This window comes from Mesorhizobium sp. M1E.F.Ca.ET.041.01.1.1 (genome assembly GCF_003997355.1).
GTDB lineage: Bacteria > Pseudomonadota > Alphaproteobacteria > Rhizobiales > Rhizobiaceae > Mesorhizobium.
The window spans coordinates 1-11,512 of the sequence record NZ_RZSL01000157.1 but is presented as its reverse complement, the minus strand read 5'-3'; the positions used below and the strand labels follow the sequence as shown (position 1 = coordinate 11,512).

General features: G+C 64.5%; 15 protein-coding genes and 1 pseudogene. 15 read left to right on the top strand and 1 reads right to left on the bottom strand.

The genetic code is table 11. The features are described from left to right. On the bottom strand, positions 1 to 655 hold a 655-nt coding region (gene motA, locus EOA38_RS15305; RefSeq protein WP_145965969.1), incomplete at its 3' end, for a flagellar motor stator protein MotA. A gap of 147 nt (positions 656 to 802) precedes the next feature. Here motA and EOA38_RS15300 point away from each other — a divergent pair. The 15 genes and pseudogenes from EOA38_RS15300 to EOA38_RS15230 all read left to right on the top strand — a co-directional run. Next, on the top strand, positions 803 to 1,924 hold the full coding sequence (locus tag EOA38_RS15300) for a DUF1217 domain-containing protein (RefSeq protein ID WP_127299577.1): 1,122 nt from the start codon (positions 803 to 805) through the stop codon (positions 1,922 to 1,924). 7 nt (positions 1,925 to 1,931) lie between these two features. Continuing rightward, positions 1,932 to 2,654 carry a flagellar basal-body rod protein FlgF gene (gene flgF, locus EOA38_RS15295; protein ID WP_127299576.1) on the top strand — a complete coding sequence of 241 codons (723 nt, stop codon included), beginning with the start codon at positions 1,932 to 1,934 and terminating at the stop codon, positions 2,652 to 2,654. 4 nt (positions 2,655 to 2,658) lie between these two features. Next, a complete protein-coding gene (gene fliI / locus EOA38_RS15290; RefSeq protein WP_126092200.1) occupies positions 2,659 to 4,059 on the top strand; it encodes a flagellar protein export ATPase FliI in 1,401 nt (466 codons plus the stop codon). Continuing rightward, entirely contained in the window at positions 4,040 to 4,696 is a 657-nt protein-coding gene (locus EOA38_RS15285) for a hypothetical protein (RefSeq protein WP_127299575.1), read from the top strand. Before fliI ends, EOA38_RS15285 begins: the two co-directional genes overlap by 20 nt. An 88-nt stretch (positions 4,697 to 4,784) precedes the next feature. Next, a complete protein-coding gene (gene flgB, locus EOA38_RS15280) occupies positions 4,785 to 5,165 on the top strand; it encodes a flagellar basal body rod protein FlgB (protein WP_126092198.1) in 381 nt (126 codons plus the stop codon). 2 nt (positions 5,166 to 5,167) lie between these two features. Then, on the top strand, positions 5,168 to 5,584 hold the full coding sequence (gene flgC / locus EOA38_RS15275; protein ID WP_126092197.1) for a flagellar basal body rod protein FlgC: 417 nt from the start codon (positions 5,168 to 5,170) through the stop codon (positions 5,582 to 5,584). Next, on the top strand, positions 5,584 to 5,913 hold the full coding sequence (locus EOA38_RS15270; protein WP_126092196.1) for a flagellar hook-basal body complex protein FliE: 330 nt from the start codon (positions 5,584 to 5,586) through the stop codon (positions 5,911 to 5,913). Before flgC ends, EOA38_RS15270 begins: the two co-directional genes overlap by 1 nt. Before the next feature lie 9 nt (positions 5,914 to 5,922). Further along, a complete protein-coding gene (gene flgG, locus EOA38_RS15265) occupies positions 5,923 to 6,711 on the top strand; it encodes a flagellar basal-body rod protein FlgG (RefSeq protein WP_127299574.1) in 789 nt (262 codons plus the stop codon). Positions 6,712 to 6,717: 6 nt separating this feature from the next. Beyond that, a complete protein-coding gene (flgA, locus tag EOA38_RS15260) occupies positions 6,718 to 7,242 on the top strand; it encodes a flagellar basal body P-ring formation chaperone FlgA (protein ID WP_126092194.1) in 525 nt (174 codons plus the stop codon). Then, positions 7,239 to 8,480, top strand: coding sequence for a flagellar basal body P-ring protein FlgI (locus tag EOA38_RS15255; RefSeq protein ID WP_126092193.1), 1,242 nt, complete (start codon positions 7,239 to 7,241; stop codon positions 8,478 to 8,480). The genes flgA and EOA38_RS15255 overlap by 4 nt, the downstream gene beginning before the upstream one ends. Before the next feature lie 62 nt (positions 8,481 to 8,542). After that, a complete protein-coding gene (locus tag EOA38_RS15250; protein WP_126092192.1) occupies positions 8,543 to 9,073 on the top strand; it encodes a MotE family protein in 531 nt (176 codons plus the stop codon). Then, positions 9,070 to 9,774, top strand: a complete 705-nt coding sequence (gene flgH / locus EOA38_RS15245; RefSeq protein WP_126092191.1) for a flagellar basal body L-ring protein FlgH — start codon at positions 9,070 to 9,072, stop codon at positions 9,772 to 9,774. Before EOA38_RS15250 ends, flgH begins: the two co-directional genes overlap by 4 nt. 18 nt (positions 9,775 to 9,792) lie before the next feature. Continuing rightward, the gene (locus EOA38_RS15240) at positions 9,793 to 10,287 is read left to right on the top strand and encodes a flagellar basal body-associated FliL family protein (protein WP_126092190.1); all 495 of its coding nucleotides are present in this window, start codon (positions 9,793 to 9,795) and stop codon (positions 10,285 to 10,287) included. Continuing rightward, a complete protein-coding gene (gene fliP, locus EOA38_RS15235) occupies positions 10,284 to 11,015 on the top strand; it encodes a flagellar type III secretion system pore protein FliP (protein ID WP_126092189.1) in 732 nt (243 codons plus the stop codon). Before EOA38_RS15240 ends, fliP begins: the two co-directional genes overlap by 4 nt. Positions 11,016 to 11,261: 246 nt before the next feature. Further along, a pseudogene (locus EOA38_RS15230) lies at positions 11,262 to 11,512 on the top strand (flagellin); the annotation flags it as partial.

Below are 11,512 nucleotides of genomic sequence, written 5' to 3'. Positions count from 1 at the left end.
CGCCATAGGACAGGAAGATGCCGAGGAAGGTTCCGACAAGCGCGGCGCCGATCAGCCCGCCGAGGATTTCCGGCGACTGGTCGAGCGCGCCCATCGCCTTCACCACGCCGAGCACTGCGGCGACGATGCCGAGCGCCGGCAGGCCGTCGCCGACCGCGACCATCGCGTGATAGGCCTTCAGCTTGTCGCTGCGGATGGTCTGGATCTCCTCGTCCATCAGCGCCTCGATCTCGTGCGAGCGTGCATTGCCGATGATGATGATGCGGCAATAGTCGCAGATGAAATTCGTCAGATCGTGGTTCTTCAGGACGGTCGGGAAGGCCTGAAAGATCGCGGATTCTTCCGGATTGTCGATATGCGCCTCGACCTCGCTGCGCGACTTCGAGCGCAGTTCGCGCATCAGGCTGTGCAGCACGCCGAGCGTCTCCAGGTAGTCCCGTTCCTTGGGCACCGCCTGCTTGAAGGCTTCGATAATGCCCTTGCCGGTATCCTTGACCGTCTTCATCGGGTTGGCGACGAGGAAGGTGCCGAGCGCGGCGCCGCAGATGACCACCGCTTCCCATGGCTGCATCAGCACATGCAGGTGCCCGCCCATGGCCATGAAGCCGCCGAGAACGCAACCAAGCGTCACCACAAGTCCGATCAGAATACCCACGACAGGTCCTTCCGCACATCACGTCGTGATCACGGATAGTCCTCGTGCCTTGTGTGAGGCTTGAATCGGAGCCGATAGGCGCGATTCAGTTTCGCGCAAGGAAGTGAGCTTATCGTGCCGGGATAGCTTCGGCCGGAGGCGTGTCCTTTGCTCAATACCTACACCAGCTACCAGTTGATCGTGAAAGACATCAACAAGTCGATCGACCGCATCGAGCAACAGCCGACGGTTGATCGCGATACCAAGTATTACCTGACCAACATCACCAAGGTGAAATCGATCGACGATTTCGTCAACAATGACCGCCTGTTCAAATATGCCATGAAGGCCTACGGGTTGGAGGACATGGACTATGCCAAGGCCTTTATGGTCAAGGCGCTGAAGGAAGGTGTTTCCGATCCCAATAGCTTCGCCAACAAGCTGACCGACAAGCGCTACGCCGAATTTGTCAGCGCCTTCAACTTCGCCGCCAATGGCGCCGATGCGACCATCTACAACAAGGCGCAGCAGCTGGTGACGAAGAACTACGCCATCCAGGCGCAGATCGCCGGTCTCGATCCGAATTCGGACTATGTGAAGGGCGAGACGACCTATTATCTGGCCAATATCACCAAGGTGAAGTCCGTCGACGATTTGATGGGCAACAGCCGGCTCTACACCTACGCGCTGGCGGCGTTCGGCCTCGATTCGGCGACCGAGGACAAGGACCTGATCAAAGAGGTCCTGCAAGGCGGCGTGCGCGATCCCGACAGTGTCGCCAACAAACAGACGAATCCGGCTTATGCCGCGCTCGCCTCCGCCTTCAACTTCGAACAGTACGGCGAGAACGCCACCACCTACGTTCCGGCGCAGCAGCCGACCGTCGACAAATACGTGCGCCAGACGTTGGAGGAAGATGCCGGCAAGACGAATGAGGGCGTGCGGCTGGCGCTTTACTTCCAGCGCAAGGCGCCGGGCATCACCAGTTGGTACGACGTGCTCGCCGACACCGCGCTTGCCAGCGTCGTGCGCACCGCGCTCGGCCTGCCCGATTCCTTCGCCACGGCCGACATCGACAAGCAGGCGCAACTGTTCGAGCAGAAGCTCGACATCTCGGATTTCACCGACCCCGTGAAACTCGGCAAGTTCCTGACCCGCTTCACCAGCATGTACGAGATCAACAACCCGACCTCGACCGCCGTGACGTCGGTCAGCGTGCTCTTCGCGCAGCCGATCACCGTGGGCATCTCCACCGACCTGATGATGGCCATGCAGAAGCTGAAGTTCTGAGAACACCATGCAGGACAGTCTCTACGTCGCCCTCTCCTCGCAGATTGCGCTCGAGCGCCGCCTCGACACCATCGCCGACAATGTCGCCAATGCCTCGACCATCGGCTTCCGCGCCACCGGCGTGAAGTTCGAGGACGTGGTCTCCGGCACCGGGCCGAAGTCGGTCTCCTTCGCTTCCTCGGGCAAGACCTATCTTTCCACCGCGCATGGCTCGCTGACCGAAACCGGCAATCCTTTCGACTTCGCCATCCAGGGCGATGCCTGGTTCGCCATCGAGACGCCGGTTGGCACCGTGATGACCCGCGACGGCCGCTTCTCCATGAACGAGAACGGCGAGCTGATGTCGATCGAAGGCTATCCGGTGCTGGACAGCGGCGGTGCGCCGATCCAGCTCGATCCGCGCAACGGCCCGCCAAAGGCCGGCGCCGACGGCTCGCTGAGGCAGAACGACCAGCTTGTCGGCGCCATCGGGCTCTATGATTTCGACCCCGGCGACAATTTTGTCCGTTACGGCAATTCCGGAATCGTGCCCGCGCGCGCGCCGGAGCCTGTCACCGACCGTTCCAACGTCGGCGTCGCGCAAGGGTTTCTGGAGGAATCCAATGTCAATCCGGTGCTGGAGATGACCCGGCTGATCATGGTGCAGCGTGCCTTCGAGAACACGGCGGCGCTGATCCGGCAGAGCGCTTCCTCCACCGACGACGCGATCAAGACGCTCGGTTCGAAGTAACGGCATGGCGACCGGCTCGTCCCTGCTGCGCGCGCCCGAGAGGCTTGCCGAGGCCGGCTCGGCGGACAGGCTGTCGGCGCTCGAACGCGTCTGGCGGCGGTTCGACGATCCGCAAACAGTGCTCAGCCGCGGCGGCCGCGTCGTCGAGATCTCGCCAACCCACTATAAGGTGCGCGGCCTTTCGGATATCGCGAGGCTTGGCGACATCGTCGAGCAGCGCGGCAAGGCTGGGACCCGCCGCGGCGAGATCGTCAGAATAGGCCGCGACGAGGTCGTGGTCGCGCCGTTCGAGCGCAGCGCCGATGCCGGCATCGGCGACGCCGTGTTCCGGCGCGGTCCGCTTGGCGTCGCGCCGCACGGTTCCTGGCGCGGACGTGCCATCGACGCTTTGACTCGCGTCATCGACGGTGGCCCGCCGCTGATCAGGCCGAACGCCGGCGATGGCGCGCTGACGCCGGGCGCCATGTCGCGCCAGCGCGTCGGCACCGGCTTCCTGACCGGCGTGCGGGTGATCGACATCTTCACCCCGCTCTGCTTCGGCCAGCGGCTCGGCATCTTCGCCGGCTCCGGCGTCGGCAAGTCGACGCTGCTTGCCATGCTCGCCGGCGCCGAGGCCTTCGATACGGTGGTCGTCGCGCTGATCGGCGAGCGCGGCCGCGAGGTGCGCGAATTCCTCGAGGACACGATCGGCGCCGACAGCATGGCAAAGACCGTCGCCGTCGTCGCCACAAGTGACGAGAGCGCCATGATGCGGCGACGCGCGCCCGACACCGCCATGTGCGTGGCAGAGCATTTCCGCGACCAGGGCCATCGCGTGCTGCTGGTGCTGGATTCGATCACCCGCTTCGCCCACGCGCTGCGCGAGGTGGCGACGGGAACCGGCGAGCCGCCGGTCGCGCGCGGCTACCCGGCCTCGGTCTTCACCGATTTGCCCAAGCTGCTCGAGCGCGCGGGACCAGGCGCAGAGGGCAAAGGTTCGATCACCGCCATCATCTCGGTGCTTGTCGACGGCGACGATCATAACGACCCGGTGGCCGATTCGGTGCGCGGCATCCTCGACGGCCATGTCGTCCTCGACCGCGCGATCGCCGAGCAGGGACGCTACCCACCGGTAAATCCGCTGTCGTCGATCTCGCGTCTCGCCGACAAGGCCTGGAGCGCGGAGCAGCGCCTGCTGGTGACCAGGTTGAAGTCGATGATCGCGCGTTTCGAGGATACGCGCGATATCCGCCTGCTTGGCGCCTACCAGGGCGGCGCCGATGCCGAGCTCGACATCGCCGTGCGCCAGGTGCCGCTGATCTACGAGGCGCTCACGCAGTCGCCGAGGGATCGCGCTTCGGCCGATCCGTTCGCCGACCTCGCCCGCCATCTCAAGGGGAAGCAGAATGGCGATCAAGGAGACTGATCTCAAGCAAACCGAGCGTCTGCTGCGCGAGATGATTGCCGAGGCCAAGGCCACCGAGGAGGCCGAGGCCAGCCGCGACTTGGCTATCAACGGCCTGTTTCCGAAGGTGGAATGGCCGCAGCCGCCGCGGGCCGAATTTCCGCGCCTGGCCGACAGGAAAGCGGACCGGCGCAGCGATTTCGTCGTCGCCGCGCTCGGCATCACGCTCGGGCTGATCTGCGCGCTGTTTCCCTGGTACATCTTCTTCAACCAGGAGCAATTCGGCGTGCAGGCCATCAAGTTCGGTGGCAGCGGCAGCAATTCCGGACGCGAGGGCGGTGGCGTCGCGGCCGAACGCAGCGCATCGCTGACGGCCAAGGACGTTCCCAATGCCGATATCGACCTGCTTGCCACCGGAACGGTGCAGGACGAACCCCCGCCGGCGCCCGGCGATCAGCCCTTCCCGGCCGCCGTGTCGGAGTTCAAGGTTGTGCATGTCGCCAATGGCCGCGCCATGATCGAGGACGATACCGGCCTGTGGATCGTCCAGCGCGGCTCGGTCCTGCCCGATTCCAGCCGCGTCGCCTCGATCGAACAGCGCCGCGGCAAATGGGTGATCGTCACGGACGCAAACAAGGTGGTCGAGCTTTCCAGGTGATGGCGCTGTAACGGACTTCGGGCCTATCCGCGCAAGGTCCGCGCAAGACTGACGGCCTAGTCTTGTGCCTACTCGCCCGGAGAGTCCCATGGAACCCGTCAACCTTTTTGATCTCGCCACCCGGCAGTCGCAATGGCTGGCCGTGCGCCAGTCCGCGATCGCCTCCAACATCGCCAATGCCAACACGCCGGGCTACACGGCAAATGACGTCGAGCCGTTCGAAAAGGTTCTCGACCGGACCGCGGTGACATTGAAGGCCACCGAAGCAGGCCATCTTGGCGCCGAGACGACGAATGCCGGCTTCAATGTCAAGCCGCAGGAAGCCACCGGCTCGATCATGCCGTCGAAGAACACCGTCGTTCTCGAAGACGAGTTGATGAAGGCTGGCGAAGTGCGCCGCTCCTTCGAGCTCAACACGGCGATCGTCAAAGCCTTCCATTCGATGATGACGATGGTGGTGAAGAGCTGACCATGGACGCGCTGACCGCAGCCCTCAAAGTCGCATCATCAGGCCTTGGCGCCCAGTCGGAGCGCCTGCGCGTGGTGTCGGAGAACCTCGCCAACGCGCAATCGACGGGCAACACGCCCGGCGCCGATCCCTATCGGCGCAAGACGATCACCTTCCAGTCCGAGCTCGACCGCGCGAGCGGCGGCTCGCTGGTCGAGGTGAGCTCGATCGCGCGCGATCCGTCGGACTTCCCGATCGAGTTCCAGCCCGGCAACGAAGCCGCCGACGAAAAGGGGTACGTGAAGATGCCCAACGTCAACGTGCTGGTCGAAATGGCCGACATGAGCGAGGCGAACCGCTCCTATGAGGCCAACCTGCAGGTCATCAAGCAGGCTCGCGATCTGATTTCCATGACCATCGACCTGATGAGGAACCAGTAATGATCGGCGGTATCGGGGCACTACAGTTCAAACCGGCAATCGAAGGCGCAGAGGCCGCCTCGCCAGGCCTGCTTCCGGGCGGTGTCGGGACACAGGCAAGCGAAAGCGTCGGCGGCAGCTTCGCGGACCTTCTCAGCCAGGCCGCAACCAAGACCGTCAACACGCTGCAGAACGCCGAGCAGATGTCGATCCAGGCGCTCAAGGGCGATGCCGACACCCGTCAGGTGGCCGATGCGGTGATGAGCGCCCAGCAGGCCCTGCAGACGACCATCGCCATCCGCGACAAGGTCGTCTCGGCCTACCTCGAAATCAGTCGCATGAATATCTAGGACCGCGTCATGAAAGCCCTTGCTATCGCCGCGACCGGCATGAACGCCCAGCAGACCAATCTGGAAGTCATTGCCAACAACATCGCCAACATCAACACCACCGGCTACAAGCGGGCGCGGGCCGAATTCTCCGATCTGCTCTATCAGGTCGACCGTACCCAGGGCGTGCCCAACCGCTCCAACACCTCGCTTGTGCCCGAGGGCGTCTCGATCGGCCTCGGCGTCAAGACGACGGCGGTGCGCAACGTCCACACCCAAGGTGAACTGACCAGCACCGGCAACAGCTTCGACCTGGCGCTGACCGGGAGAGGCTGGTTCCAGATCGAGGGCGCTGACGGCAGCACGCTCTACTCCCGCGCCGGCGCCTTCAACACCAATGCCACCGGGCAGTTGGTCACCGTCGACGGCGCCAGCGTCGTCCCGGCGATCACCGTGCCGACCGACGCGGCCGAGGTGATCGTCAACAAGACCGGCCAGGTCTTTGCCCGCATCGACGGCCAGACCGACCTGCAGCTTCTCGGCCAGCTTCAGATCGTCAACTTCGCCAATGAGGCCGGCCTCGCCCCGCTCGGCGACAATCTGTTCCAGGAGACGGCGGCTTCCGGTCCGGCCAATGTCGGCGTTCCCGGCGATCCCGGCTTCGCCACGATCGAGCAGGGTTATCTGGAATCCTCCAACGTCGATCCGGTCAAGGAAATCACCGAGCTGATCTCGGCGCAGCGCGCCTATGAAATGAATTCCAAGGTCATCCAGGCCGCTGACGACATGGCCTCGGTGGTCTCCAAGAACATCAGGTAACGGATGATGCCGAGGCCGATCTCCTGTTCCGCATTTTGCCGCGCCGCGCTGGCCCTCGCGCTGGTTGCCGGCGGCATGCCGGCATTCGCGCAGGAAACGGCCGGCCAATCGGCCAGCCAGATCGCCGCCGGCCAGCCGGCCGGCGAGGCTGTGCTGATCCCGAACCGGGTCATCTACCCGGGCGAGACCATCGAGCTTGCGGCGCTGAAGCAGGTGACCCTCGTGCCGGGCAAGCACGAGCCGGACGGCATGGCGACGCGCTCCGAAGACCTGCAGGGCAAGGTCGCCAAGCGCACGCTGCTGCCCGGCCGCTACATTCCCGTGGCTGCTATCCGAGAAGCCTGGCTGGTCGAGCAGGGCGCCTCCGTGCAGGTCTATTTCACCGCCGGCGCGCTGACCATTTCGGCTGCCGGCGTCACCTTGCAGCCAGGCGCCGCGGGCGACCTCATCAAGGTCCGCAACATCGACAGCGGCAAGATCATTTCCGGCATTGTCATGGCCGACGGCACCATCAAGGTCGGCGCATCGTGATGCGCGCTTTCGCCCTTTTGCTCAGCGCCGCGATCGGCCTTCAGCCCGCCTTGGCGGACGGGCTGACGCCCAAGGCCAAGCGCGAGCTGGCCTTGAAGAACGGTGGCGTCTACGACGACCCTGAATACGATCCGGCCACCACCACGCGCATGTTCCGCGTCTCAACGGGGCCGAGCACGCTGCCGCCCGGCCAGGTCGCGGCGCGCATCAAGGATATCGCCCAACTGCAGAGCGCCCGCGACAACCAGCTCGTCGGCTACGGCCTTGTCATAGGCCTGGCGGGAACCGGCGACAGCCTGCGCAACTCGCCCTTCACCGAACAGTCGATCCGCGCCATGCTGGAGAACCTCGGCATCGCCACCGAAGGCGGCAGCGCGCGCGCCAAGAACGTCGCCGCCGTCATCGTCACCGCCAACATGCCGCCCTTCGTCCAGTCGGGCGCCCGCATCGACATCGACGTCTCCTCCATGGGTGACGCAACCTCGCTCGCCGGCGGCACGCTGGTGATGACGCCGCTGAAGGCGGCGGACGGCGAGATCTATGCTGTCGGGCAAGGTTCGGTGATCGTGGGCGGCTTCACCGCCAAGGGCCAGGCCGAGCAGTTGACGCAAGGTGTGCCCACCGCCGGCCGCGTGCCGAACGGCGCCATCATCGAGCGCACCGTGCCGGCCGAATTCGACGACCAGGGCGTGCTGACGCTGCAATTGCGCAATCCCGATTTCTCGACCGCCATTCGCATCGCCGACGCCATCAACGATTACACCGCGCAGCGCTTCGGCATGCGCGTCGCGGCTGAGCGCGATGCCCGCACCGTGCAGATCAGGCGGCCGAAGAACGTGTCGGCCGCGCGCTTCTATGCCGAGATCGAAAACCTGGTCGTCGAATCGGATGCCCCTGCCCGCGTCGTCATCGACGAACGCACCGGCACCATCGTCATCGGCAACAACGTCAAGATCTCGCGCGTCGCCATCAGCCACGGCACGCTCACCGTGCGCATCACCGAAGCGCCGAAGGTGGTTCAGCCAGAACCCTTCTCCAGGGGCGAGACCGCGGTCGAACCCTTCACCGCCATCGAAGCTACGCGGCCCGACGCGCGCGTTGCCGTGCTCGACGGCCCTGACCTGGAAACGCTTGTCTCCGGCCTCAACCGCCTTGGTGTGAAACCCGACGGCATCATCGCCATCCTGCAAGGCATCAAGTCGGCCGGCGCCCTGCAGGCCGACCTGGTTCTCCAATAGGCACGCCGATGATCGAGCTTTTCTCCGCAAGACTGCATCGTCGCCCGAGACTTCATCCTGGAATGAGCCTCCTCGCCGCAGCCGCCATTGTCGCGCTGGTGGGCGGTACCGCCCGCGCGGAAGAAGTCCGCCAGGTGCTGCCCGGCGGACAGGCGCCGGCTCAGCCGGCCCAGCTCGTGCGCGCGAAGGCGCCGGACCAAAGCGAGATCCAGCGCTTCTGCTCCAACATCGCCGATGCCGCGCGCGACCGCCGCTACGCGCTCCAGGCCGAGGAACTGAAGCAGCTTCAGGCCGGCATCGACGAGCGCATGAAGGCGCTGGAGGCAAAACGCACCGAATATGAGGAATGGCTGAAGCGCCGCGAAGTGTTCCTGGCGCGCGCCGAGGACAGTGTGGTCAAGATCTATGCCGGCATGAAGCCCGACGCCGCGGCCGAGCGCCTTGCGATGGTCAATGCCGAGCTCGCTGCCGCCATCCTGATGAAGCTCGATTCACGCAAGGCGGGCGTCATCCTCAACGAAATGGACCAGAAGGCGGCGGCGACGCTCACCGGCATCATGGCCAGCGCGGCGCGAAGGGTTGATCCGTCATGAAGTTGAAGTTGCTCGTCCTGGTCGCGGTTGCGGCACTGTCCGGCTGCGGCACCGACCTCAAGGAGGTCGGCCGCGAGCCCGCGCTGTCGCCGGTCGGTTCCGGCATCGGCAATGGCGGCGGAGCGCCCTACAGCTATCCTGAGCCGCCGGCCGCGCCCGTGAAAAAATTCTCGCTGTGGGACGACCGCCAGAGCAGGCTCTTCACCGACCCGCGGGCGCTGCGGGAAGGCGACATCCTGACCGTCAACATCAAGCTCAACGACAGGGCCAATTTCAAGAACCAGAACGACCGCAGCCGCACCGCCGCCCGCAAGCTCGGCTACGACGTCACGCTCGGATGGGACGGCAAGAGCACAAGCGGCAAGGGCGACGCAGGCCTGAGTTCCAGCACCGAGACCAACGCCGACGGCGAGATCAAGCGCTCGGAGAGTCTCGAGCTCAACGTCGCCGCTGTCGTCACCGAAGTGCTGCCCAACGGCAATCTGATGATCAGGGGCTCGCAGGAGGTGCGCGTCAATTACGAGCTTCGGGTCCTCACCATCGCCGGCATGGTGCGTCCCTCCGACATCGGCGCCGAAAATACGATCCCCTACGAGCGCATCGCCGAGGCACGCATCTCCTATGGCGGCCGCGGCCGTGTGATGGAGGTCCAGCAGCCGCCCTACGGCCAGCAGATCCTCGACCAGGTTCTTCCTTTCTAGGACGGGGAGACCGCTGTTATGGCAAATGTCGAGCAGGCGCAGCCCAAGAAAGGACCATCCCTCGTGGTCCAACTCGCCATGCTTCTGGTCATGACGGGCGCGGCCATCGGCCTGGGCTGGGTCTCCGGCGGCTATCTCAAGCAAGGCGAAGCGCCGGCACCTGTGCCTGCCGCGCCGGAGAATGCCGGCAGCCCGGAGAAGGCGGCCGAAGCCGGCAAGCCGGCTCCCGGACCGACGGTGGTTCAGCTCGCGCCGATCACCACCAATATCGCTTCGCCGGGCGAAGTCTGGATAAGGCTTGAGGCTTCGGTGCTCTACGACGCGCCGCAGCCTCCGGAAATGGCCGAGCAGATCCAGCAGGACCTTCTGGCGTTCGTGCGCACGCTGAAGATGCACCAGATCGAGGGCGCCAGCGGCTACCAGCACCTCAAGGCCGACCTCGACGAGCGAGCTGCGCTGCGCAGCGGCGGCCATGTCAAACAGGTTCTCATCAGGACGATGCTGCTCGAATGAGAAGATTGCTTGTCGCCACGGCGCTTATCGTCGTCACCACCTCTGTCGCCGCGGCCCAGCAGCTCGATCTCGGCGGCATCGGCAAGGCCGACGGCACGACGGTCGGCTACCTCATCCAGATGTTCGGTCTGCTCACCGTGCTTTCGGTGGCGCCGGGCCTGCTGATCATGGTGACGAGCTTCACCCGCTTCGTCATCGCCTTCTCGATCCTGCGCGCCGGCATCGGCCTGCAGTCGACACCCGCCAACCTGATCCTGATCTCGCTGTCGCTGTTCATGACCTTCTATGTCATGGCGCCGACCTTCGACCAGGCCTGGAACACCGGCGTCAAGCCACTGATGGACAATCAGATCACCCAGGCCGAAGCCTTCGAGAAGATCTCGGATCCGTTCCGCAGCTTCATGCTGCACAATGTGCGCGACAAGGATTTCGACCTCTTTGCCGATCTCGCCCGCGAGCGCGGCCAGACCGTCTCGCGTGACGCCGTCGACCTGCGCATCCTGGTGCCCGCCTTCATGATCTCGGAGATCCGGCGCGGCTTCGAGATCGGCTTCCTGATCGTGCTGCCGTTCCTGGTCATCGACCTCATCGTCGCCACCGTCACCATGGCGATGGGCATGATGATGCTGCCGCCGACAGTGGTCTCGCTGCCTTTCAAGATCCTGTTTTTCGTGCTGATCGACGGCTGGAATCTACTGGTCGGCAGCCTGGTGCGGTCCTTCACCTGATCGCCACGGCCGGACGCCCTGGGATGCCGCGCAAGTCTTGAAGACTTGGAGACGAAAGTCGGCGCGAAGTTTCCAATATTATTTTCGATTAACCGTCCGGTTTAGCCCTTTGGTAGGGACTTGCCGCCATAGTCGCCTGCAGATGGCGGGTGACCGGTCTCAACGGTCATTGGCATGATGCCGCACCGTCATACCGGAAATGCCGGTATGTCAAAAAAATCCGTGTAAAATCAAGGTACGAGTATCATGGCCAGTATCATGACCAATGCCTCGGCGCTGACCGCGCTGCAGAGCTTGAACGCCACCCAGAAGAACCTCGACACCACCCAGGCCCGCATCTCGACGGGTTATCGCGTCTCGCAGGCTTCGGACAACGCCGCTTACTGGTCGATCGCCACCACGATGCGCTCCGACAACCAGGCCATGTCCACCGTTTCGGACTCGCTCGGCCTCGGCGCCTCGAAGGTCGACACCGCCTATACCGGCATGAGCAGCGC